Genomic DNA, 24681 nt, shown 5'->3' with positions numbered 1-24681 from the left:
TTAAAGTGGCTGGAGGAATTTTGTCGATAGGAATTTTGGAGTATTATGGAAAGATATTTGTTATGCCAGCTACGAATGTTACGCCTAATTACTAATATCTTTCCATAAACAAAAACTTTCGATAATTTCCAGTCCCTGGTGAACCAATCAATACTACATTCTGCTTTTGCTGGATAAAGTCCAAGCTCGTTAAACCTTCTTTATCAATATGTGTCGGAAATCGAATTCGTTCGTTCCATTCATAGTTGCTTAGATTTTTAGAGTCTAAGAATTTAGCATTTTTAATTAGACGCTGGACCTTTGCTTTTTCACGCAAACGAAACTCTTCCTTAAATAGTGCTTCTAAATATTGTACTGGATTGTCAAAAGGGATGTTCTCGTATATTTCAGATACATAAGCCAGTTTCAATGACTTACACATGGAACGAATGGATTCACTCATGATGACTCACCCCTTTCTAAAGGAGCTAAAGAGTCGTATTCCGACCAGTCTAGCCCGAAGGGGTTTTCGTTCTTCCCAGAAATTAAATCATAGAATTCCTCGTTAATTCTCTTCATATCATGTGTTAAAAGTAAATTAACTAATTCCAGTAATCTATCTTTTCTAACCACTAAATCATCAACCATCAGGTAATCATTAACTCTTCCCGGTAGATATTTTTGATATCTTGAGTAAGGTACAACCCTTGGTTTTCGAATCCAATCCTTGAAGATTGAAACCCAGGGAATCGCTCTTTTCTTGTTCATATATGGCCTGAAATCTTCTAATAGAATTTCCCCATCGGGGGAAACAGCCTTAAATTTATCCCAATATAGTACAAAATAAACAAATGGATAATTCGACGCTTTGGGAATATGTATTAACGTGCTATCTATCTTCGCTTCATTAAACTTATTTACCTTTGCTTCCTCTTCTTTAAAGACTGGGTAATCTTCAGATGGCAACTCTAGTAAATAGCTCTTCTCTTTATTCCAAAGGTCCTCGATCATTACTTCTTTCTCATAATGAAGTCTTTGCCTATCGCTTTGTAGCTGAATACGAAGTGTTTCCGTTAATTCTTCAAAGCTATTCATGACGGGAGATGTTGTAAAGAAGTTATACCGTATATAGCCCACTTTATTTTCAACACTACCTTTTTCATGCCCACTACGTGGATTACATACCTGAACTTCAAAACCATAATGATTTTGAAACTGGATAAAAGTATCAGTTAACTTTGCCTCTTCGGTTTTCGATCTAACTTTCTTTACAGCGGGGGTTAAATTATCAATTCTAATTCTTCTAGGAATCCCCCCAGATTGTGTAAATAAGAGTTTTAGCCCCTGAAGGAAACATTCTTGATTTTCAGAAGGTAAAGGTACCGCAAAAGCCGCATTACTATGTGGATACGACATGACTAACACATGTGAATCCATAAACTCCCCATCTTTTACAACCTCCATTACTCCGAAATCTACTTGTGCTTCGCTTGGAGGATGTTCTAAACGATCATGCCCTTTATCAATTTCTTCGTTATGACTATTCTCCCAATCAGATATAAAATAGCAGACAGTTCGATAAGATCCTTTAAAGCCAAGACCCTTAAGATCAATAAACATCTGTTTTTTAGTTCTGCGTAACTTCTTCTTTAACTTGCTATCTTCAAAAAGCCAATCTGAAATAATTTCTCCCCATTTTTCTGTATACATCATTCCATTGGTCTGTTTTATCTTAGATTCGGGTAATTGATCTTCATCTGCATATTTCTTAGCTGTCCTCCAATTAATCCCTAAAGTTTCCTTAATTTTTGTTATGGATAGTCCTTTTTTGTTTCTTAGGTGTTTGATACAATTAATATCAGACATTGCTAGCATCCTTTCGTAATCCTCCACTCTGTATTGATTCGACACCTATACAGTAGAGGGACTTGGGGTGGCTGGCAAGTCTTTTTTTATGCACTCAATAAATAAAGTGCAGGACTCTGCATTTTTTACTTGCAAAGCTCTGCACTTCTATTTTGCAATACACAGTTATAGTGTTAGCTATAATAAAATAAAGATTACCAGGAGCACTGGCAGATAATACTGCCTGTGCTTTTTATTATGTCTTTTTAGGGAGTATAATGATATGAATTAATCAAACACAAAAGTAAAACTGTAAAGGACATTGTAGACTTCTATGCAATGTTCCTATTAATTGATTATAAAGTTGATTTAGTTGTTTCACACAAGAAGAATACGGAGAATATAAAAGACTTTTCTATATTGGAAAAGAGAAATATTCGCTTAATTGCATCCAACGGGGTGCTTTTTTAAACATAAAATTTCCAAACTTGTCCAATCTATATATTGTGGGAACTGGTATTCTGTGGTACTGTATATAGGTAATTAGATTGTAAGGTGAGGAGTGGATCTGTAATGGCTAATCAACACGTATCAAGACATGAAGACGGTAGTTGGAAAGTGAAAGGTGCTGGTAATTCTAGAGCAACATCAAAGCATAATACACAAAGAGAAGCTATTGATGCTGCTAGATCTATAGCTAAAAATCAACGAAGTGAAGTTGTAATTCATGGTCGCGATGGAAAGATTCGTGCCAAAGATAGCTATGGTAATGATCCATATCCACCAAGAGGTTAATACATCTAGAATTGTCTGGAACACTCCTTTCGGGGGTGTTTTGGTTTTATCGCAAAAGGTTTAATAAAAGTCGTTATAACGATCTGAATGGCGCTGATGGGGGAAGTCTGGAAAGATAATGATGGCTATGAAGGGTTACAACAAGTTAGCTCTAGAGGTAGGGTGAAACGCTTGGACAGATACAAAGAAAGTTTTAAATTTGTATCCATTACGGTAGATTCAATGTCTTAAAAAAGGTAGGATTGTTACAATGTATGCTGGATTTAATCTAATTACTAATGATGATTTTATTGCTTTCAGAAACAATGGAAATACCATTTATAATAATAAAAAGAGAATAATAGAAGAGGAATTGAAAAAATTCTTACTTAACGATGGTAGTTTGGATGGAACAGAGATGCAAAACAGTTGGTTTCCGCAAATAAATGCAGATATTTTCCTTTCACACTCTCATAATGACAAAGAAAAAGCAATAGCATTGGCTGGTTGGATAAATGCTACATTTGGATTAACTGTGTTTATAGATTCTTGTGTTTGGGGAAGTGCAGATGCACTTTTAAGAATAATAGATGATGAGTATTGTAAAAATGTCGACAGTCCTACTTATAGTTACGAAAAAAGAAATTTCTCAACTAGTCATGTGTATATGATGCTATCATCTGCTCTAACTATGATGATAGATAAAACGGAATGTGTCATCTTTTTAAAACACCAAACTCGATGGATGCATCAGAAGTAATAAATAGCACAAAATCTCCATGGATTTACTATGAAATAGGGGTTTCAAAGTATATTAGAAAAAAGGAACCTAATAGACCCAACGGGATAATAAAGAAGGGGCTATTCGAAAACTCCCAAGACCTAACTATAAGTTATTAAATGGACATGGAACACCTCCGTGATATAGACCAATCTGACCTTTGGTATTGGCAAGGTTTATACAACCGAAATAATCAGAACCATCCATTAGACCTATTATATGGTATGGGGAAACTTTTAGAGCAATCTGTTTCATTAAGATAAAAAAATTTATTATTAGTTACAAGTGAATAAAAGCTATATAGGAGTTTGATATGAGATTTAAGAAGAAAGTCAAATTTAATGACAAGACTTTACGTAAGGAATACCTGGCCTTTTTATCACCACTCAGTCTTTTGTTGTCGTTTCTGTCCATTGCGATAGATATACCCGATAAATATAAATGGGTTGCATTTATGTCTATCATAATTCTTTTCATCATCCTATATATTAGCTTTTGGGTGAAAGCCAACTTGCAAGAACGAACCGAACTCACCATTAATAATTCAACAGTAGAAATAAAGGTGGGGGATATTTTTACAGAACCAGAGCTAAAGGTCATTGCTTTCAATGAATACTTTGACACCCAGGTGGATAATAAAATCATTTCCGAGTCATCGCTAAATGGAATCTACATAAAAAATAAGATACAAGATGTCGCTGAACTAGATCGAAAAATGGAACAAGACGACCATTTAAACTCGGAAGATATTAAAATTGGACGTAATGAAAATAGAAGACAAGGTAAGAAGGATAAATATAAACTAGGTACTATTTTTCAACATGACGATTTTTTACTGACCGCATTTTCCAAATTTGATAGCAAAAATAGAGCTCATTTACACATGAATGATTATGTGAATTTTTTAATGAATTTTTGGAATGAAGTAGATATTGTCTACAACGGTAGGTCCATTTCAATCCCATTGCTAGGAACAGGGATAACAAGGTTCAAAGGGTATGATATGATCACCGAACAAGAATTACTTGAACTCCTCATTTGGTCTTTCAAAATAACGAAAATAAAATTCAATTATCCTTCTGCGGTCACTATCGTTATTCACGATTCTTTAAAGGATAAAATCGACTTTTATAAATTAAAGGAGCTAGCTAATGGCATATAGAAATGGAACATACGTTGCTTTTGATGGGAATGGGACAACGGACCCAACGAAAGGGGACATGAAATACTATGCTCTTCTTCAAAGTTGGAATGCATCAAATAAATTTGAACTCACCTTCAGTGACAGCCACAAAAAGACGTACCAAGTCAAAGATACCAGCTCAAAGATTACCTTGCAGGCAAGGCTGTTAGAACGAATGAGAAATTCTAAGAACATGTTGCTTATTATTTCGGATTATACGAATTGGGATCGAGGGATGCTTAATTTTGAGATTGAAAAGGCCATAGACCATTACAATATTCCTATTATAGTAGCTTACACTGGCTATTCAAACATTTTAAACCCTCGCGCTTTAGCAGGTAAGTGGCCAAAGGCACTTTATGATCGAATTATGAACCAGTCAGCCAAATGTATTCATATACCTTTTAAACAAAAGAGTATTAGTGCAGCCGTGTCGCAGTTTAGTATTCATAATAAGAGAGACGAATTAACTTCATCTCTAAGTTATTATACTGAGGACACTTATAGAGGGTGGGGCTATTTATAACACAATATCTGCGTAGAAAAAAGCGTACAATTAAGCTTTATAGAAATAACTAACGACTTTACCATAAATAGAAGGGAGTAGAAGGCTCCCTTCTATTTATCGAAGCAAATTGTTCATACCATTCTTAATAATTGGCATCGATCTCTATCATTATCATTATTTAATTGGATTTTAAAAATCTACTCATTCACTAGAGATTTTCACCGAATAACCATTCTCCTGAAAAAGGTGAACCAGATAGGATCCGTCGATGAGAGTAATCGGTTTATCATTTGCAAATCGATAACTATCCTCACCGTAATAACTGGTTGTTACCAAGAATCCTTTTGTAGCACCCTCATCTATCATAGTCCCATACAAGTCACGCACAGCAGAAGGCTGTACAACAGCGTTATATCTCTTAGCTTGTACAACAAACTTCCCACCTCGAATAGGGTCGGGATCAAAAACAATGGCATCAATCCCACCGTCTCTAGAAGCTTTGGTGATTTTGACTTCATTGTTATCACTATAGAACATTCTTTCAAACAACCCACCGACCAAATGCTCAAAATCATCCCAAGGCATTTTAGAGATATTCGGAATATTCTCTACTTCAGCAATGATATTTCGGGACTCCACAAACCTATTTTCATTCTTTGAGAATTGCATGTAAGGTTTAACAGGTGACAAGTTTTTTAAAGCACCAATGGATAAACCCTTTAAACTTCTAAAACACTCTTTGGGATCTACTTTCTCTAAGTTTAATTTCAAAAAGTCCTCTCTACCGACATTTAAAGTGACAATACAGGAAGTAAAATCATTTCCTGTAGCAAGGCTTGTCCCATGTACATATCCATTAAATACTACCGTTTGGAGTACTTCAGATGAGTCAGAACTTAGTAGCTCATGAATGGTCTTTAAGGTTAGTTGATATATCACTGAATCATAAAAGGCGTCAAATTCCTTTTGAGTCATTTTCTTTACTGTAATTTCCTTACGGGTTTTTACGTAAGTGTAAGAAACAGCTCTTGGTAGGTCATCTTGATTAGGTAGCGTATAATCCACTATTAAAGTTTGTGAAACGGGAAGATAGTTAACTTCTATATTTAAAGCTAATTCTTTTGGCAAAGGTGCATGCTCAAGAGCAAGTGAAAAGTAGTCACAAATGGAATCTATATTTCCATTTAAATATCCCTCTCTGATATTTTCATATAGGTTATTATAAGAGCTTTTATTGGAATCGAAAGCAATTTTCTTTTCCATATACTGATTGTACAGTTGTTGTTTCTTTTCTTGGTATATCCCATACTCTTTATCATAATCAAGCTTTGCAGCAGACTCTTTTTTTAACCTGGAACTCTTAATAAAAAGCAATAGATCCTCCCAATAGGATGGGGAAGGGACATTGTGTTTCAGATAAAAGTCATTTATATTCGGTGTCGCTTCTTTAAAGATAAAGGGTGGATATTCATCCGATATAAGTATGCTATCGAAATCTATATAGTGATGTACCCGAGCTGATGTTTTAAGCATGTTTTGAAAAACTTCAATGGATTGTTGGGCTTGCTTTATTAAGCGCTCAGCCCTCAATAGCTCATTTTCAACTTTATCTCTTTCATTTAATTTATTTACTTGGGATTTCCACTTTTTCCTCTGCTCATCAACTTTTCTGTCCAGCTCATATTGTGTAAGTGCTTTAATAGTTTTACTTTGACTTAAACGAGAATTAGAGATGGTTTTGACGAACTGGTACTTTGTAGCCAAAGGTATACCTCCATATTCCATTTACTTGAAAAACATAGTAATATAATTCGTTATTAAATACAAATTTTGGAACATTCTAACTTTTATATGACTGCAGATAACAGGGTAGGATAGGATACCATAAAATGTATTGAGTAAGAGATAAGAAATAATTAGTATTTGCATATTTTATATGAACAAATAGGCTAGAAGAAGTACGTTTCATAGCATAAATTATATTATAGGGCATACCTGTTATAAATCTTGGGCATGCGATATTTTAAATAAGGCCATTATAAGGAGATTTTGAGATAATTTTGCTCATACATCTAAAGAACTGAATTAATTATAATGGAATCATACTTATGGCGAGTGTTCTTTTATGAACAGTCGCTTTTTTATAAATCGTCTACTTACAAAAATCATTACAATAGAGGAAAGATCCATATAATAGCCACTAAATCAGTACATTTTAGTTTATTTTGAATTGACCTTAAAAGTTAGACCGGTTATTTCGTTTAGAAGATGTTGGCATATTTTTTTGAACTGAGGATTCTAGCATCCCAACAAAGGAAATGTCAAATAAGTCACAAAATATTCCAGTGTAAGTGTTATAATATAAAATATATAAAAAGCTTTTTTGGAGGTAATATGAGCTCAATAAAGCCAAAAGTATTTATAGGTTCTGCTAGCGAGTCACTTGAATATGTTGATGCAATACATGAAGGACTAGGTCGTATTGCTGAGGTTACTCCATGGTCCACAGGGGTATTTAAAGCAACTGAATATACTATAGAAAGCTTAGAAAGACAATTAGATCAGAATGATTTTGCTGTTTTTGTATTTTCACCTGATGACATTGTAAATATCCGTGGAAATATCTCGTATACCACTCGGGATAATACTTTGTTTGAAATGGGACTTTTTTGGGGAAGACTACGACGAGGAAGGGTATTCTATATAATACCTACAGAAGTTCCATCTAATGAAAATGCCAAGGGTATTCGTCTTCCAACTGATTTAGATGGAATCACTGTTTTACATTATGAAAAACGAACAGATGGGAATTATGACGCGGCAGTAAATAGAGCTTGTAGGTCTATTAAACGTGCTATAGAAGAAAAAGGACCTTTTTTAGACCCAGGAAAACTATTGGCTGAATTAAATAATGAAAGAGAACAAGAATATACTCTAATACGAGTATTACGGACATTATCGAAACGTCTTCTTTTTGATTCTTCGCAACCGCTTGAATATCTAACAGAGGCCGTTAGAAATGGTTATAAAGCACCTGAAAATTTTTACGTAGAAGGAACAGGTGTATGGAAACCAATCGGAACAGATGGTTTAAAACAAGTTGCTGGTAATGAAGGTCAAGGAGAATTTTTTAATTTTAATGTTAACCATGGGAAAAATTTAAATGATCCAGACCGAATAGTCGTAGTGGATTGTTTCCAACAAAGTGAAGAACTCGTTTTTGAAAAAACAACTTCCCACTATGATAATACTTATGTATTATGCTATCCTATAAGAAATAAATTAGTCTTAACAGTGGCTTTAACAGGAAGGCCGACCTTAAGTAAAGATGAAATAGATCAAATCTTCTTAGATAATTATAGCCTGTTAGATACCATCAATAAAATCTATGGAGGTGCTACGTTATGAGAAAGCAACCAATAGGCATGAGTCGAGAATCTTCTTACAAGGTAGGAGAAGCAGTAACAGGAAAAAAAGCAATAATTTCCTCTAAAGATGGTAAAGAAGTTACAGGACGAGTAATTTATAAACGAAAAGCAGAATATAGAGACGATCCTTTTAGGAAAAGAGCATAATTAATAAAAAGAGTGGAATTTAATTCTGCTCTTTTTTATCAGGAAACGATACATCTTGTTTGCTTATTAACTTCAGTAAGAATCAGCTTTCAATACCTTGAAATAGCCTTTATGTCCAAGAGAAGAAGAGTAAGAGAAAATATTTTGATCTAACCAACTATTCGTATAATACCTTTTAACACTACTAAATGAACGGTTATTAAACGTTTCAACCCGTTGGTATCACTGGGTTGAAACGTTTTTTATTTTATTAGATCTTCGCAAAACTTATATTAACACTAATCGACCTACGTAAACATTCTTATCCAACAACGGGGCAGTTAGTTGAAGTAGGAATATCAGAAGGACCTCATTCGTCCTTCTTTCTTTTACAAAAAAAATCAACAACACCGTTTAACAGAGCCAATAAATAAAAAAGAGCCTGTATCAATAATTACTTGGTAATTAAAGATTCAGTCTCTTGATTTAGCCAACCATCATTGTTCATATATATTTAAAAATTGAAGATCCTTTTTTCTTTGGTAATTGGTTACACCCTAAAAAAAGAAATGTGAACATATTTCAAATACAAATGGTGTAATTAATTGGGTATCTAATGTACTTTAATAAATAAACTTAGTAAAACATATAACTGGATATGGAGAAGTAAAATATAGGATTATATATTTTACAAGAGTATAATTAAAATAGAAAAAGTGATGACTAACTTAAAAGGGGAAATGTAGTAATTATGTACAAAGAAAAATTTATTCACTCACCTTGGGTTATTGGAATTTTATTTGCCTTATGGTTTTTATTTATTCCGCCGGTTATTGCAATCGTACTGATCATGAAACGTAACAAAGAAATGAAGAAAGCGGAAGCGTATTGGAAGGAAAATAACTTTGATGATGTGGTGAACTTCAAAGGTAAAATTGACACGTTAAATGAAGAAATAGGTAATTTAACTACTCGCAAGGAAGAGATAGAACAGCAGTTGGAATCATATAAACCTGTAACTGATGCTATAGAAATTAGAGCAGCATTAATGAAAAAGATCGATGAGTTGAATACTGAAAGCGAAGCTCTTTCTAAACAAATTTCAGACAGCTCTCTGCTTATTGATCTAGAAAAATCAAAAGAAACGATAAATAAAGATATTCAGGCTTTGGAAACAAAGAAATCTTCTGTGAATAGTGAAGTAAATGATTTACGTAACCAGTTGATACTCATGAATAATGAGCTTGAAATGCAATCATTTGGTTTCTATAGCCCTAAATACGGATTTGAAAATTCTGAGGCATATCAGTCGAAATTAAATGATATTCGACAAGAACAGAAGAAAATGGTTAAAGATAAGACGGCGACCTTCCATCGATTAGATTGGACCATCGGAGACGACAAGAGAAAAGGAAGAGAGTTTATTCTTGATACCATCAAGTTAATATTAAGAGCCTTCAACAACGAATGTGATAATATCATTACCAAGGTTAAATTTAACAACGTGGATGCTAGCGAACAGAGAATTCGTAAAGTATACGAGGAATTAAATAAACTTACTGATATGCAGCAAGTATCGATCACCAGTGGATATTTGAAACTTAAGATTGAAGAGCTGTATCTAAAGTATGAATTTGAACAAAAAAAGCAAGAAGAAAAAGAAGAACAAATGGAAATCAAGGAACGTATGCGCGAGGAAGCCAAAGCGTTGAAGGAACTTGAAAAGGCTAAAGAAAAAGTGGAAAAGGAAGAAAAACACTTTGAGCAAGCCATTTCTAAACTTCAAGAACAAATATCCGAAACGGATGCGTCTAAACAAGCTAAGTTACTGGAAAAACTTAGAGAACTAGAGGAACAACTTGAAGAAACCAGAAAGAACAAAAAAGATGTATTATTCCGAGTTCAAAACACGAGAGCTGGATATGTCTACATCATTTCCAATATCGGTTCCTTTGGAGAGAATGTTTTCAAAATTGGTATGACACGTCGTTTGGAGCCATTGGATCGAGTTAGGGAGTTAGGTGATGCTTCTGTACCATTCTTGTTTGATGTCCATGGAATGATATTCAGCGATGATGCTCCTGCACTAGAAAATGCTTTGCATAAAGCTTTCGCAGATAGACGTGTAAATAAAGTTAATGAACGTAAAGAGTTCTTCAGAGTATCTCTTACTGAAATAGAAGAGGTAGTTAAGAAAAATCATAACAAGACAGTGGAATTCACTAAGCTTGCTGAAGCTGAAGAGTATAGACAAAGTGCTGCTCTTGAAAAAGAAAGAATTCTAGAAGCTGTTTAATTACTAATAGATAAGCGACCACTGTATGCAGGTCATAGAAAGGAATCCAATTCATTTGTATTTGATTTGGATTCTTTTTTTATTTGTCTTTTAAACTACAATTAGAAAATTCATTCTATACTAAATGAAACCTATTACTAAACAGGAGGATGTATTAATGGTTCAATTTATAAAAGGTTACGATAAACCGTATAAGAAAGAACGAGTTGTCTGTTGATGGTTCAATTATTAATGTACCAATGTTAGTGCTTGTTGTAATGGAAAAAAAGAAACTTATTTAGGATATAGGTGGGTTTTAGCAAGCAATTACTACAATATAATGGACTAGAATGATTCCGAAGTATTGGGGAGTCAAAAGGCTTTTATTGAATAACGGACTTCCAAAAGGAACTTCTAGTGTTACTGCAAGTGAGTATGATCATAAGAGTATTATTACTCTTTTTTATATCAGTAGGTTTACGATGTGAATTACTAATCCAAACTATAGGGAGATCGCTAATGAGGTGGACCAGGTAAAAAAAGGTCAGTATAGTCGTAGAAAAATGGCCTCTCAACAATTCGTATAATACTAATCTTACGAACAATTGAATGTATGGTATAATATTCCTATCTCTATAAAATAGCTTAGGAGATGGAGTCTATGGAAATAACAAAAGAACAGTTCTTTGAAAAATATAACATAAATAAATCTGATTTTGACGAAGCGGAAATCAGTTGGGAAAGTTTAAGAGAGATACATAAAGAATACTCTGTGTATAGAGAATCTTTAACACCTACTGCAGAATATATATCAAATATGTTACGTACGCACCCGGAAGCTCATACTGTCAGAACTAGAGTGAAAGACCCCGAGCATCTTATTGATAAAATAATAAGGAAGATAATAAGAGAACGAAAAACAAACGCTGGTTATGTTATCGACATAGATAATTATAAAACCGAAATTACTGATCTAATTGGTATTCGTGTTCTTCACCTTTATAAAGACCAAGCTGCTTCTCTGGATAAATTCATACGAGAGCTTTGGGAATTAGTAGAGAAATGTACAATTTACTATCGTGAAGGTGATTATTCTAAAGAAGAAGAACATGAGGATAATGAACTTTTCAATTTCAAGGTACATCCTGCAGGTTATCGGTCATGGCATTATTTAATAAGTACAAAAGCAACAAAACATCTACATGTTGCAGAGATTCAGGTAAGAACAATCTTCGAGGAAGGTTGGAGCGAAATAGATCACCAGCTTAGATATCCTAATGATACAAACAACGTCCAGTTAACAAAGCAATTATTAGTTTTAAATAGAATTGCCGGTAGTGCTGACGAAATGGCAACCTCAATAAGAGAATTAAAACTTAACACAGGGAAATTAGAGGCCGAAAATCAAAAAAAACAAAATGCTATTGATGAACTAAAAACTCAGATTGAGACACTTCTTAATAATTATAAGGTAGAAAAAGCCGACAAAGAAAAGCTCCAATCGAAAGTTCAAGAACTGGAAAGCTCCATTACAGTAACTTTTCCTAGTAGACAACAGCAAGAGTTTATGATGATCGGTGGGAAAATTAGTAATGGAATAGACTTAAACTTATTTGCAAGTCCTGGACCGTTACTAACTGATCAAAATAAGATTGGCATATTCGATACCAGGAAATATTTAGAGGGATATACACACCCTGATTTATTAAAAAAAGATGAATAAAAATCCTAAAAGAGGTCAAAGGGGAGCAATGCTCTTTTGACCTCTTTGCCAACATAAAATAACTTCATATAATATTAATTTAATGCAGTTAATTTCATAATTAAAAGAAGTCACCGCTACTTTCGCAAAAGTAGCGGTGACTTCTTTAATTTTTTATCCCCCTTTGGAAGTGGTTCATTTCTGCTATTTCAGCTATATATTGATAATTATCAATCATATTCCTAAGTGCCTCGCCATCAGAAGTTGATAGATTCGGATCGTCTAACCTTTTTAATAAATTTTCGATTTTAATTGCTAAGTGACGCTTTATTTCTAAATAATTCAAAAGATCCTTCCTTTCTTTTTCTTGATTTAATATTTGCTCCCTTTCATTCTAAAAAAAAGAGATGAAGAGTCTTTGCAGAAATAGTAGCAATTGAGTGAACATTTATTATAGGTTTTGAAAGTTAATCTAAAAAATACGGTCACTGCTTAAATTTCATAAAGTATTCAAGTTTTTTCGTTAAATTCTGCAAAAAATTATGAGATCTTATTTTTATAAAATTCTATGGGGTGACAGAAATGACAAAGGCTAAAAAGATTGTAGGTTTAATTCTCTTATTTGGAATTACAAGTTTAATAAGTTACTTTGCGATAATAACAATCGTTGGAGAAAAGCCAAAGGTTGAAAAAAAAGTAGTAGAAGAAGTTCAAACTGAAACAAATCAAGTGAATAAGGGTAATAATGAGATAACAAAAACAGACAACCAAGGAGAAGTTACAATTAGTGTCACTCCATTACTTGAAAAAAGCGATGAAGAAAATTATGTATTTCTAGTAGAAATGAACACTCATTCGGTGGACTTATCAGAATTTGACTTAGACAACCTTACAGAGATTTCAATTGGGCAAAATGAAGAAGTTGGTAGTATTACTTGGGAACCATCCACTACTGAAAGTCATCATACTGAAGGATATATAAAAGTGAACGGTAACTGGAATAGTGAGTATCCATTTTTAGAATTGAAATTAAATAACATTAATGGGATAAAGTCTAGAACATTTACATGGCTTCAGGAGGAGATTAGTCAATAAGATTTGAAAGCATACAGAGGGGATTTAGATAAAAAAAGGGACTAATAAAAGTCCCTTTTTACTTAAAAATGAAAAGATAATTCAGTTAGTAGTGTCTTGAAGTGAATGCCAACGGTACCCAACACCCCATACAGTAATAAGATGCAAATCTACTGGATATGCTGCGTCCCTCATTTTGCCCCTTATATTTCTAATATAGGAATGTAAAGTTTTTGAGTCCACCTTATCTTTGTTCCCCCACACAGCTAAAACAAGCTCTTCATTTGTAAACACTTTTTCAGGTTTTTGTAGAAGGACCCCAATTATATTGAACTCTTTCGGGGCCAGGGGTATTACTTTTTGCTGGTATTTTAGCTCTAATAATCTCTTGTCCCATACTAATTGGTTTAATTCAACTATTTGTTTGTCGTTTCCAGATCGTCTTAAAACTGTTTCTATACGGGCACTAAATTCTTCTTGATAAACGTTACCATATAAATAATCATCTGCCCCCATATTAAGAGATTTAATCCCTTCCTCTTTACTTCCTATTATGGACTTAACGATGATAGGAGTATTTGAAAATTCTCTAATTTGCATACATAAGTGGACGGGATTTGGATCTATAATAATGATTAGTTCAACCGAGCCCTTCTTAATAAGGGCATATGCGTCTTCTAAAGATTCTTTTGTAATAATTAAATAATTTCCATGTAAGTGTAGATAATATTCTACACTGATTTCCTGTACATCTCCCATAAAAAGTATAGTTGCTATTTATCTCACCCCTTCAACAAGACAATATTTAAAGCATATAGTAAAACTATGAAGAAATTCTGAATATTTATTTGAGATATGGCTGATTTAAAAATCAGCTTTAACCGTGGGCTTGTATTAAAATCTTTTGTTCGTTTTTACAGTAATTTAGTGCCAATAGCATCCCACATGTAAAACCTGTTAATCTACGTAACTCTATGGGTAATGATATTTTCCTATAACTATAAATACATTGGTTTAAAGTAGAGTTAGAATGCTGTTTAACAATAACAATTCTGTTACCTTCTCTGTATAAAGAAAGAAATTGTCCTTCCATAATATTAAGCTCATCCTCGACTTCTTTTGGAATTGAAATTTGACCGGTTTTTAGTAAACGTCTATAGTACAACGAGTACACCTACCCCTATAATTCATTAGATTTTTATAGTTTATAAGAAAATTGTTGAGAAACTATGCAGATTGAAATGGTATTTAAAGGAGTTATGGAGAGATGGAAGAAAAAGACGATTTTTTTATTAGATCAATAATAATGTGAACTGATTAGGAGAAGATCTTACATTAATGAAGAATAGACATTAACAAAATAATCAGATATAATTTAGCCCTAGCACTGCTAGACCACCTTTTGGAAAAGTACAGAAAAAACGCTTCTCTATATGAGAGGCGTTTTTTCGTTTCATAAACACGATGAGAAATGTCACTGATCCAGGAAAGTTGTTCTTTAATAATACAAATAAAAACCATCAAATCTGCAAATCTCCTCTATAAATTGTAACTATGCGAAATACAACATTTACGGAGGTAGATTATGAAGCAGAGGGTATTAGCAGTGGTAGCCATGACCTTTTTACTGATTAATAGTCCATCAGTGTTTGCAGAGGGGCAGGGAGATAGTCATACAACCCATACCACTGAAATTAGTACAGATGAAGAAAGTAATAACCAGTCTATCGTTAATGAAGAAGGAGTAGATGAAAGTCAAATTTCCGGAGAAGATACAAAGCAAGAAGAAGGAGGAATTGAAGCAGAGGAAAGTCTTAGTACAGAAAAGAGTGAACATGGCGCCGAAAATGAAAGTAGTCACAGTTCGGAAGAAAGCGAGCATGGTGAAGTGGGCGGGCACGGCACTGAAGAAATAACTGAAAGTGCTCCAAACTATCGTGTATTAACCGTTTTTGGATTAATAAATCTTACATTCATCCTTATTGGTGTATGGAATAAATTGATAAAAGGAAGAGGGAACAAAAATGTCTATGCCAAATAAATCCGCACCCAAAACTCCATTCAATTTATTGTCTATACCAATAATTAAGAAGTTTATCAAAAGTAAATGGTACCCTGGTATTTTTCAGTGGATGGTTTTAGTAGTATTTTCGGTTATTGTATTTGAATTAGTTGCAGGAACTGTTAGTCCCCACGGAAATTTTGGTACAACAATGACATGGGTTCTATGGTGGCCATTAATTCCTATCTTGTTTATTGCCACGGGAAGGTTCTGGTGCGCAATATGTCCATTCGGTAAAGTTAGTGATATTGTCAGAAAGCTTGTCGGTAGCGAACGTCCTATGCCTAAATTTTTAAGGAAATATGGAATATGGTTAATTGATTTATTTTTTATTGTGATAACGTATAGTGATCATGTGTGGGGGATAGTTGAATCTCCTCGAGGATCAGGATACCTTCTCCTCTTATTGGTAACTATGGTTGTGGCTACTTCAGTATTCTATGAGAGACGAACATTTTGTAAAACACTTTGTTTTCTTGGAGGGTTAGCAGGTAACTATTCAAGATCAGGTGCGTTAGAGTTACGAGGGACACCCGATATTTGTAAAACTTGTAAAACACAATCATGTTTTAAGGGAAGTGATAAAGCAGAAGGGTGTCCGATGTTCCAGTTTCCTCGTACTATGGACTCCAGTGCCGAATGTAATATCTGTGGAAATTGTGTGAAAAATTGTCCGAATGATTCTATAAGATTATCATTAAGAGTTCCTACAAAAGAGTTATGGGGCCTTAAGAATCCAAAGCTTGAGCATGCTTCATTAGCTGCAGTTATAATGGGTATTGTCTTTGTTCAAAACATAACAATGTTAGAAATTTGGAAAGATATCTTATCAATCATCAGTTCTTTTACCGGAACATCTAATTACCAAGTGAATTTTACAATCGCATTCATTTTCTCAATGGCGTTACCTATCCTATTATTATTAGGAGCAGCTAAATTAGCAACCGTATTGGGAATGCCTAACTCAGTAAAGAAAAACTTCACTCTTTTTGGATACGCATTTATTCCTTTAGATTTAGCTGGACATTTAGGTCATAACTTGTTTCATATTATCACAGAGGGGAAAGCCATCTGGTTTAATTCATTGAGTTTATTTGGTAGTAAAGTTACTACAGGTGATCTGAGCTTAGCGTCTACATCTACTGTACAACTTTTACAATACTTAATTATAGGTATAGGTTTCATTGGATCTACTTACACTGCTTATAAGATGGGGAAAAAGGCAACATTTAAATCCATGCTCCCATATTATGTTCTAATGCTAATTTTGGGAATTATCAATATCTATTTATTCTCACTACCAATGAGCCATAGAGTATAGGTAGAAAAAGTAAGATAACATTAGTTAAAATAAAACTGATTTGATTTAACGTTCGGGATTATCCCCCGAACGTTTTTTTATGTATTATTTTTTCCAATTATTACTAATAAAAAGAAATGACAAAAGAAGTTAAGATGACGAAATTAATAAGCTGCTATTATTGAATAGACATTGATAAAGCGAATTGAAGTGAGAGTTTACATTGCCCAATTATTGTGCTGACACATATTTATTTGTTGTTACTATATAAAAAGAACGGTTAAATATTAATAAAAAGAATCTCCTAACGAAAAAAAGTTTTAGAGGATTAACGGGATATTTTCGAAAGTGAAATTGATAGATATTTCTATCTTATTTCAGAGAATAATGGTAACCTTTATCTGATTAGTTTCGTTACATCTGATTGATGTAGTTCTTTTGTAATTATTAATTACCAACTAGTTAATATTTGATTATACTTTTGCCTAGCAAGAATAACTTGTGAGCAATATCAAAATAACAAAAGCAAAATCTAAATAATAGGAGTGTTAACAAGATGAGTAAACCAACAAACTCTGGAAATCAGCCACCAAGCACACCACGTTGGGTGAAAATATCAGGTATTATCATCGTAGCATTGATAGTACTGTTCATTATTCTTAAACTCACCGGCATCGGTGGTAACCACGGACCTGGTCGCCACTTCTCAACTGCTCAAGCCGTTCAGAGTGATCAGATCATGTATATGAAACAAGACTTGATTGAGGGGCCAATACATGAACATGTCATCTAGATTGCGTAAGTTCACACTCACTGCGCATATCACTGTTTCAGTCGGATGGTTGGGTGCAGTTTTAGCCTATCTTTCTCTTGCGGTTGTTATAAAAACAAGTGAGGATATTTCGTTGGTACGCGCTGCTTATCTTGCTTTGGAACCAATTACGAGTTATGTTCTAGTCCCATTAGCGATTGCATCTCTAATTACAGGGATTGTTATCTCACTCGGGACCACATGGGGATTATTTCGGCACTACTGGGTAATTTTCAAATTAATATTAACTGTTTTTTCTATTATTATTTTACTAGCATTTACACAATCACTCACCCGGATGGTAAGCATAGCCGTAGATTCAACGACCTCTATAAATGAACTACGCGAAATGGGAGCAGGTATTAGCCACGCTGTTGGCGCTCTAGTAATTCTATTAATAATTATGATTCTTTCGGTTTACAAGCCAAAGGGTATGACTCGATACGGTTGGCAAAAACAACAGAAAAGTCGAAAGGGTTCTAGTCAGTGACGGGGACTAGTATAGACAAGTCGGTATAAATTCAATGAATATAACTAGGGAAGAGAACTTTTTTATTAAATAACATTTTATTTAATGAAAAAATAAAAGGATGGTTAGCATTTGAGTTAGTCTTCAAATGTTAACCATCCTTTTTTCTTCTCAGATTTATTATAATATGGATCAACCTTGCTATTAGGCTAACAAACTATCTAAAGCGTCTTGCAAATCTTTGACAACGTATTAACGTCCGTACCAAATTTGCACATGGCTTCACAATTACTTCTTAAATCCGAAAATAATATGTAAGAAAGTGAACATGTATGATCATTGTGAAAGGAGGGGCGAAGCAACTGTGCTTTGATCTCTTTTTCTCTTTTATCAGGGGCTACTAAGAAAAAATTACAGTCATTATGTAATAAAGACTTTGAAAGATCATTTAATCTTAAGATGCCGGAATAGATCGATGTACTTTTCTCCACTTCAAACGCAGAGATAATATCTCCTTCTTTATTCAGCCAAAGTACGTCAATCAATCGAATCGTATCCTTTACACTGGATGGAACATGAGGAAGATTAAGACCCGTTAATGAAAATTCCCCAAGCGCTGAATTATCCCAGGTCCTTTTATGGTCATTTTGAGCAATCCAAACATTATAGCCAAAGGCTTTTCCTAACGTTGCTAGATGATATTGCATCTCTGTATGGGTATTCTCTTCAAGTAATTCATTTTGAATAGAGTTGTGTCTTTTTCTTTTATCCTTCTCAATCTTTTCTAAAGCAATTTCATAATTTTCGCTAGTAATAATTCGGCCGTTTCCAATTTCATATAAAAGGCCACCAGCTGCACCTAAATCTTTTGATAAAAGCTTGCTATGTTCTTGGTTAAAATCGAGAATTAAATCTCTCATTTTTAAATATTCACCCCAAGAACCAAGTTTTAAGCGTTGATTAAATAACAAATTTGCACCTTTAATAATAGCAGTATTAAAAGGAGGGAAAATGGTAGGGTGAATAAAATAAAGTATGTTAGCAACTGCTGGTCCAAGACCTTTAATTTTTTGGGAGTCTAAAAGAAAGATTTGCTCTAGAAGTTGTTTTTCATTACTTGTCTGAAGAAACATGTTTAAAAAACGAGCGAAAGCTTTCTTATTTGCCTCATTTTCATAGATATCGGGAATTCTTAGCTTTGGTTTCCAATAAAAAGCATGAGCAGCTCCTTCAAAAATTTCCTTTTGTTCCGAAATGGCGGTAACAACGGTTTCAAGAGATGACCCTTTAAAATCATTTCCGAACTCATTTGTCTCAATCTCACGAATTACCATTTTTAAACCGCTGCGAATAGTTCTAAAAGCTTTTAAGCGTTCAGTGTTATTCATAAACCAGTTATTAAAAACCGATTCTTGGTCCTCACGATATTCTTTAAGCACGTTCTCAATTGATTTTCCCATCAATTACTCTACCTCCACAAAGAATGAACTCTTTATTTTATAGGATAATTTTGCAGAAACTATCGATTTTCAAGAAATTGTTAGATTCCCTTTCTAAAAAATCAAAATGTGATGTGAATCACATTTCAAAAAAATAATTCTAATTAATATAAGACTATCATAACTTAAGGAGGCCATAAATGATGAAGAGAAGTTTACTTAGTATCTCATTTTTGCTTGTAATTTTTGCTATATTTCTAACTGGTTGTAGTTCCAATACCACAACCAATGGAAATGGGGGTAAAACGACAACAGAGATTGAGGAAAATACTGAACAACAAAAAGAAATAAAGGATAATAAAGAGGAAAAGTTCTACTTTACTGCTAATGAAGGGGGATCCATAAACAAGATTAGAGTTGCTGATAATGAAGTGGTTTCAACCATTGAAGTAGATGGAGCTGTCCACAACATTCAAACATCTCCAAATGGCGAAGTATTTGCAGTTACTGTGGTTCCAGCCGCAGAAGGCGGTCATGGCAATATGGAAATGCCAGGATTGGTTCTTTTCTATAATTCTCAAACAGACGAAATACAAAACAAGGTAGAAGTAGGTAATCATCCCGCTCACGTTGTTTTTACAGATGACGGAAGATATGGATTAGTAACAAATAATGAGGATAATACCGTTTCGGTGATCGACTTAAGTACCTATACTGTTATAAATACAATTTCAACCGGTGAAGGACCTCATGGATTTAGAACATCTAAAGATAATCAATATGCTTATGTAGCAAATATGGGTGAAGACACGGTAAGTGTAATAAATATTGAAACAATGAAGGAAGAGAAAAGAATTACAGTAGGGGCAACTCCAGTTACTACTGGTATTACTTCTGACGGAAAAACGTTAGTTGCAACACTTAATGGAGAAAACAAGCTAGCAATCATCGATGTGGAATCAGAAAGTATTTCAAAAGTAGATGTTGGCGTTGGACCAGCTCAAGTCTACATTGACGCTAAAGACCAATTTGCCTATGTTGCTAATCAAGGTACACCAGAAAAACCTTCTAATAATCTTAGTGTCATTGATATAAAAGAAAAGAAAGTAATAACAACCATTGAAACAGGCAAAGGGTCTCACGGTGTTGTTGTAAGTCCCAATAATCAATTTGCCTATGTAACAAACATGTTTGAGAATTCAGTCAGTATCATCGATCTTGAAACCTATACAGTAACTGGGACCATTCAAGTGGGAGAGACTCCTAATGGAATAAGTATCATGGATTAGTGAAATTACAGTTAAGTCGTACTCAAAATAGAGTACGGCTTAAACTTTTTTATTAGAAACATAGAAACTTCATAATTTCTTCATTTATAACACTTATTATTTAATTATGAAAACGGAAGATATAATATAAGTGAGGACTGATGTAATTAGAGAAAATCAAATATACGAGTACGTACTATTTTTTGTGCGAATTAAAGGAGTAAGAAAAATTGAGTTCAAAGCTAAACAGTATTTCATTCAAACTCGGGCTATTATTTAGCGGTGTATTTATTACATTATTACTTCTTCTCGGGCTCATATTATATGGCGTATTTACAAATATGTTTGTGGATTATATAAAACAGGATTTGTTAGCCAAAGGACAAAATCATGCCCGTATCTTGGCAGAAGATTTTAATCAATCTGCAATAAATCATGTAGTCGAAATGGAAAAAGGTGTAATGACAGATGTACTTGTAACAGACAACAAACAACAATTTGTCGCTTTTTCAAAAAAACCAGATGAAGAGATGGTTGACCATCTTATTACTAAAAGCCTTAGTAATGGAACCATTTTAGAGGAAGATTGGAAACAGCATAGTTATCTTATCTCGGTAACCCCTATTGGAGATCATTTAGGTTACGTGTATATGTACTATCCAGCATCGATTCTTAGAGAAATTGTTTTTGTTATGAATCTTCTACTTATTGTAGCTACCATTGGAATTTTGCTACTAGCATTTGGTTTAATAGGCATCTTATCAAGAAGATTAACACGCCCACTTTTGTATATGAAAGAGGCAACTTCAAAAATGGCAATGGGAATGTATAAGCAGAATATACCGGTAAATGGTAATGATGAAGTAGCACAACTTGGGCTTTCAATTAAAAATTTAGGTGATCAGCTACAGTATTTTGAAGAAAGTCGAAGTGATTTTTTGGCTGCCGTTTCCCATGAACTTAGGACCCCACTTACTTATTTAAAAGGTTATAGTGATATTTTAAATAAGGATATGATTAAAGATCGTAAAGAACAAAAAGAGTATCTAACTATAATTAATAAAGAAGCTCATAGATTATCCATATTAATAAATGATTTGTTTGAAATGAGCAAACTTCAAACAGGACAGTTTGTGTTAAAAAAAGAATTAACTAACATAAATCACGTTATCAGAAAAGCGACAAAAAATCTAAATCCTGTTGCAAATGAGAAAGGGATTGGATTAATTCTAAACCTGAATGAAGAATTACCCGAAATATCTATCGATCCTCAAAGGATGGAGCAAGTAATCTATAACTTAATTGAAAATGCCATTAAATATACTTCTCAAGGTACTATTACGATTAAATCTAAATTAATAAGAGATTTTATTGTTCTTCAAATTTCTGATACGGGAATTGGTATCCCTTCAGAGGACTTACCTAAAATATGGGAACGCTTTTATCGAGTTGATCAATCGCGAACTAGGAAAACCGGAGGCTCTGGATTAGGTCTTTATGTGGTTAAGCAGATCATTGATGCTCACAACGGAAATATACAGGTTAAAAGTAAAGAAAACGAAGGCTCCGTTTTTACCATTTATTTAGAAAAGGAAGAGAACAATGAAAAAGATACTAATAGTTGATGACGAAAAAACCATGAGACAACTGCTTCGTATTTACTTGCAGCAGGAGAACTATGATATTTATGAAGCTGAGAATGGTCAGGAAGCCTTTGAAAAGGTAAAAAGAAATGATTTTGACTTAATGATTCTTGATGTAATGATGCCTGTAATGGATGGGTGGAAAACACTTGAGGTAATAAGAGAAATCTCTGACATACCTATTTTAATGTTAACAGCAAAAGGAACAGTCCAGGACAAAGTAACCGGGTTCTCTTCAGGAGCTGATGATTACTTGGTCAAACCATTTGATGAAGCGGAATTAGTTGTAAGAGTAAGGGCACTTCTTAGAAGGACTAATCTTAATCAATCAAACGATGAAATTATTAAATACAATGGCATTATCATTAATTTAACTTCTAGAGAGATTTTTCATGAAGGAATAAAACTGAATCTTACACAAACAGAATTTGATTTGTTACAAGTTCTTGTTGAACATCGAGGAAATGTTTTATCTAGAGAGCAACTTGTAGAGAAGATTTGGGGCTTAGAATTTTCCGGAGAAGATCGTACGGTGGATTCCCATATTAAAAATTTACGTGAAAAGCTTAGTTCCCTCGGTTTTGAAAAGTCCATTATAAAAACGGTATGGGGAATTGGCTACAAAGTGGAGTAGGGTGATAAAAGAATATGAAAAAAAAATGGCCGGTAATTATCTTAAGTATATTTATTGTATTAGGTTTTTCTTTTCTTTTCTTTGTGTTAAAGATGGTTTGGTTTCCTCCTGAATCAATGGGTATGATGATGAGTAAAGAGATGATGTTTCATCATGTGAAGTATTGGTTTAATCAGACTTTTTGGGTATGTTTAATCATGATTGGAATTGGTTTATTAATTTGGATTTTCATTAGTAAGAAGGAAAAAGGGAACGAAAAACAATAACTATCACTTTAAACTACTGTTATAGTCTATTCTTGATTATGATTGGGTCAAAAAAAGAATGTAAAGGAATTGTTTAACTGAAATTATTTTAATTAATTACATTATTTTTCTAATAATTTTTTCTCTATTTAAATATGAAAAATCCTCAATAATGATGGTTCAATGTAAAGTATTATTTGACATACCCCTTATTATGTATGGTCATTATTATAAAAAAACTGTATTCTTTAGCTGAAGCATGTCTCTATGGAGACACGCTTTTTTATTGAAATTTTTTTCTATCCTACACTTATCTCCATACTTTCTCCATGATTGTTTTTTATAGTTAAAACATAGAAAACAATAACTAGTAAGGAGGAGCTATCGATTTAAAATTTTGGTCCATCTTTAATAATTACTAAATCTAATTAAAAAGGAGAAAAGATCATGAAAAAGACTCTAATTACAGTAACCTTAGCAGCTGCATTAATTGTCGGAGGTGGCACTGGCCTGTATTACGCCTCAGCAAAAGAGAATGTAGGAACTCAGGATAATTCCGTTAAGAATTCTGGAAAAATGAATACTGAAAACATGGATAGTATGATGAATGGCGACATGCAAGAAATGATGGATGGCAACATGCAAGAGATGATGAATGACAAAAATATGAATTTCGGACAGATGAAAGATCATATGAAAGAAATGCATCCCGAATTAACAGAGCAACAATTAGAGGAGATGTATAAGGATATGCATGGTACAGGTGGATCAGAAAATAGTAATAATTTTCAATAATATTATTTTTAAATTTTTTTAGAGAGGTGTAACTGTATGCAATGGCTTTCCTATTTGCTCGTATTACTTTGTCCATTAATGATGATTTTTTGTATGAAGGGACATGGTAATCATAAGAAGCACGATAATCATTTTAATTCAGATATTTCAAGTAAGTTAACAAACTTAGAGAAAGAAAATGAGGAATTGAAAAGAGAAATTGACTTACTTTCTTCCACTAGTGTTGCATAAATAATTTCGTAATTTTCAGTTTAATTATATTCTCTATTTAGAGCCAAAAAAGTAAATACCCAACAAAGGTGGCTCCATCCATTTGGAAATTTATTTACAATTAGACCTG

At 33.5% G+C, this 24681-nt stretch carries 27 protein-coding genes; 20 read left to right on the top strand and 7 right to left on the bottom strand.

Annotated features, from left to right (window positions below):
• Positions 1-91: 91 nt before the first annotated feature.
• Both ACFFHF_RS13550 and istA read right to left on the bottom strand, forming a co-directional pair.
• Positions 92-442 (bottom strand): ATP-binding protein, encoded by a 351-nt coding sequence (locus tag ACFFHF_RS13550; protein WP_377058388.1) that lies wholly within the window; start codon positions 440-442, stop codon positions 92-94.
• On the bottom strand, positions 439-1854 hold the full coding sequence (gene istA, locus ACFFHF_RS13545) for an IS21 family transposase (protein ID WP_377058387.1): 1416 nt from the start codon (positions 1852-1854) through the stop codon (positions 439-441). The genes ACFFHF_RS13550 and istA overlap by 4 nt, the downstream gene beginning before the upstream one ends.
• A 543-nt stretch (positions 1855-2397) precedes the next feature.
• Here istA and ACFFHF_RS13540 point away from each other — a divergent pair.
• From ACFFHF_RS13540 to ACFFHF_RS13520, 5 genes are all read left to right on the top strand, one after another.
• Entirely contained in the window at positions 2398-2619 is a 222-nt protein-coding gene (locus ACFFHF_RS13540) for a DUF2188 domain-containing protein (protein WP_377058386.1), read from the top strand.
• An 87-nt stretch (positions 2620-2706) separates the two neighbouring features.
• Positions 2707-2850 (top strand): NUMOD4 domain-containing protein, encoded by a 144-nt coding sequence (locus ACFFHF_RS13535; protein WP_377058385.1) that lies wholly within the window; start codon positions 2707-2709, stop codon positions 2848-2850.
• Positions 2851-2869: 19 nt separating this feature from the next.
• Positions 2870-3358 (top strand): hypothetical protein, encoded by a 489-nt coding sequence (locus tag ACFFHF_RS13530; protein WP_377058384.1) that lies wholly within the window; start codon positions 2870-2872, stop codon positions 3356-3358.
• Between the two features lie 334 nt (positions 3359-3692).
• Positions 3693-4541 carry a macro domain-containing protein gene (locus ACFFHF_RS13525; protein WP_377058383.1) on the top strand — a complete coding sequence of 283 codons (849 nt, stop codon included), beginning with the start codon at positions 3693-3695 and terminating at the stop codon, positions 4539-4541.
• A complete protein-coding gene (locus ACFFHF_RS13520; RefSeq protein WP_377058382.1) occupies positions 4531-5088 on the top strand; it encodes a TIR domain-containing protein in 558 nt (185 codons plus the stop codon). Before ACFFHF_RS13525 ends, ACFFHF_RS13520 begins: the two co-directional genes overlap by 11 nt.
• Positions 5089-5271: 183 nt before the next feature.
• Here ACFFHF_RS13520 and ACFFHF_RS13515 read toward each other — a convergent pair whose 3' ends face one another.
• The gene (locus ACFFHF_RS13515) at positions 5272-6834 is read right to left on the bottom strand and encodes a restriction endonuclease (RefSeq protein WP_377058381.1); all 1563 of its coding nucleotides are present in this window, start codon (positions 6832-6834) and stop codon (positions 5272-5274) included.
• 630 nt (positions 6835-7464) lie between these two features.
• Between ACFFHF_RS13515 and ACFFHF_RS13510 the strand changes: the two genes are divergently transcribed.
• The 4 genes from ACFFHF_RS13510 to ACFFHF_RS13495 all read left to right on the top strand — a co-directional run bounded on the left by ACFFHF_RS13510 (position 7465) and on the right by ACFFHF_RS13495 (position 12622).
• Complete coding sequence (locus tag ACFFHF_RS13510) at positions 7465-8478, top strand: TIR domain-containing protein (RefSeq protein WP_377058380.1); 1014 nt, start codon at positions 7465-7467, stop codon at positions 8476-8478.
• Positions 8475-8645, top strand: coding sequence for a hypothetical protein (locus ACFFHF_RS13505; RefSeq protein WP_377058379.1), 171 nt, complete (start codon positions 8475-8477; stop codon positions 8643-8645). Before ACFFHF_RS13510 ends, ACFFHF_RS13505 begins: the two co-directional genes overlap by 4 nt.
• Positions 8646-9375: 730 nt before the next feature.
• On the top strand, positions 9376-10920 hold the full coding sequence (locus tag ACFFHF_RS13500; protein WP_377058378.1) for an SNIPE associated domain-containing protein: 1545 nt from the start codon (positions 9376-9378) through the stop codon (positions 10918-10920).
• 640 nt (positions 10921-11560) lie between these two features.
• Positions 11561-12622: a RelA/SpoT domain-containing protein gene (locus ACFFHF_RS13495; RefSeq protein WP_377058377.1), complete on the top strand. Its 1062-nt coding sequence runs from the start codon at positions 11561-11563 to the stop codon at positions 12620-12622.
• A 145-nt stretch (positions 12623-12767) separates the two neighbouring features.
• Here the strand turns inward: ACFFHF_RS13495 and ACFFHF_RS13490 are convergent, their stop codons facing one another.
• The gene (locus tag ACFFHF_RS13490; RefSeq protein ID WP_377058376.1) at positions 12768-12947 is read right to left on the bottom strand and encodes a DUF3896 family protein; all 180 of its coding nucleotides are present in this window, start codon (positions 12945-12947) and stop codon (positions 12768-12770) included.
• A 236-nt stretch (positions 12948-13183) separates the two neighbouring features.
• Here ACFFHF_RS13490 and ACFFHF_RS13485 point away from each other — a divergent pair, with 236 nt between their 5' ends.
• Entirely contained in the window at positions 13184-13696 is a 513-nt protein-coding gene (locus tag ACFFHF_RS13485; RefSeq protein ID WP_377058375.1) for a hypothetical protein, read from the top strand.
• Between the two features lie 81 nt (positions 13697-13777).
• Here ACFFHF_RS13485 and ACFFHF_RS13480 read toward each other — a convergent pair whose 3' ends face one another.
• Both ACFFHF_RS13480 and ACFFHF_RS13475 read right to left on the bottom strand, forming a co-directional pair.
• The gene (locus ACFFHF_RS13480) at positions 13778-14434 is read right to left on the bottom strand and encodes a response regulator transcription factor (protein ID WP_377058374.1); all 657 of its coding nucleotides are present in this window, start codon (positions 14432-14434) and stop codon (positions 13778-13780) included.
• Positions 14435-14552: 118 nt separating this feature from the next.
• Positions 14553-14849: an AbrB/MazE/SpoVT family DNA-binding domain-containing protein gene (locus ACFFHF_RS13475; protein ID WP_377058373.1), complete on the bottom strand. Its 297-nt coding sequence runs from the start codon at positions 14847-14849 to the stop codon at positions 14553-14555.
• 411 nt (positions 14850-15260) lie between these two features.
• Between ACFFHF_RS13475 and ACFFHF_RS13470 the strand changes: the two genes are divergently transcribed.
• The 4 genes from ACFFHF_RS13470 to ACFFHF_RS13455 all read left to right on the top strand — a co-directional run bounded on the left by ACFFHF_RS13470 (position 15261) and on the right by ACFFHF_RS13455 (position 18338).
• Entirely contained in the window at positions 15261-15716 is a 456-nt protein-coding gene (locus ACFFHF_RS13470; protein ID WP_377058372.1) for a hypothetical protein, read from the top strand.
• Entirely contained in the window at positions 15700-17058 is a 1359-nt protein-coding gene (locus ACFFHF_RS13465; RefSeq protein ID WP_377058371.1) for a 4Fe-4S binding protein, read from the top strand. Before ACFFHF_RS13470 ends, ACFFHF_RS13465 begins: the two co-directional genes overlap by 17 nt.
• A gap of 535 nt (positions 17059-17593) precedes the next feature.
• Complete coding sequence (locus ACFFHF_RS13460; RefSeq protein WP_377058370.1) at positions 17594-17830, top strand: hypothetical protein; 237 nt, start codon at positions 17594-17596, stop codon at positions 17828-17830.
• Positions 17814-18338 (top strand): DUF2269 domain-containing protein, encoded by a 525-nt coding sequence (locus ACFFHF_RS13455; RefSeq protein WP_377058369.1) that lies wholly within the window; start codon positions 17814-17816, stop codon positions 18336-18338. Before ACFFHF_RS13460 ends, ACFFHF_RS13455 begins: the two co-directional genes overlap by 17 nt.
• 200 nt (positions 18339-18538) lie before the next feature.
• On the opposite strand, the gene ACFFHF_RS13450 is transcribed toward ACFFHF_RS13455, so the two are convergent.
• Positions 18539-19777, bottom strand: a complete 1239-nt coding sequence (locus ACFFHF_RS13450) for a type II restriction enzyme NmeDI-related protein (RefSeq protein WP_377058390.1) — start codon at positions 19775-19777, stop codon at positions 18539-18541.
• Positions 19778-19959: 182 nt separating this feature from the next.
• Here ACFFHF_RS13450 and ACFFHF_RS13445 point away from each other — a divergent pair, with 182 nt between their 5' ends.
• From ACFFHF_RS13445 to ACFFHF_RS13420, 6 genes are all read left to right on the top strand, one after another.
• A complete protein-coding gene (locus ACFFHF_RS13445; protein ID WP_446695003.1) occupies positions 19960-21045 on the top strand; it encodes a YncE family protein in 1086 nt (361 codons plus the stop codon).
• Positions 21046-21254: 209 nt separating this feature from the next.
• Positions 21255-22649 (top strand): sensor histidine kinase, encoded by a 1395-nt coding sequence (locus ACFFHF_RS13440; protein WP_377058367.1) that lies wholly within the window; start codon positions 21255-21257, stop codon positions 22647-22649.
• Entirely contained in the window at positions 22627-23301 is a 675-nt protein-coding gene (locus ACFFHF_RS13435) for a response regulator transcription factor (RefSeq protein ID WP_512700634.1), read from the top strand. The genes ACFFHF_RS13440 and ACFFHF_RS13435 overlap by 23 nt, the downstream gene beginning before the upstream one ends.
• A gap of 14 nt (positions 23302-23315) precedes the next feature.
• The gene (locus ACFFHF_RS13430; protein WP_160549364.1) at positions 23316-23567 is read left to right on the top strand and encodes a hypothetical protein; all 252 of its coding nucleotides are present in this window, start codon (positions 23316-23318) and stop codon (positions 23565-23567) included.
• Between the two features lie 426 nt (positions 23568-23993).
• Positions 23994-24341: a hypothetical protein gene (locus ACFFHF_RS13425; protein WP_377058366.1), complete on the top strand. Its 348-nt coding sequence runs from the start codon at positions 23994-23996 to the stop codon at positions 24339-24341.
• Positions 24342-24377: 36 nt separating this feature from the next.
• On the top strand, positions 24378-24572 hold the full coding sequence (locus ACFFHF_RS13420; protein ID WP_377058365.1) for a DUF2933 domain-containing protein: 195 nt from the start codon (positions 24378-24380) through the stop codon (positions 24570-24572).
• Positions 24573-24681 lie beyond the last annotated feature (109 nt).

Origin of the sequence: Robertmurraya beringensis (assembly GCF_042433785.1) — a bacterium.
Classification (GTDB): Bacteria; Bacillota; Bacilli; order Bacillales; family Cytobacillaceae; genus Robertmurraya_A; species Robertmurraya_A beringensis.
The sequence above is the reverse complement of the archived record's forward strand: the minus strand, read 5'-3'. Positions and strand labels throughout refer to the sequence as shown.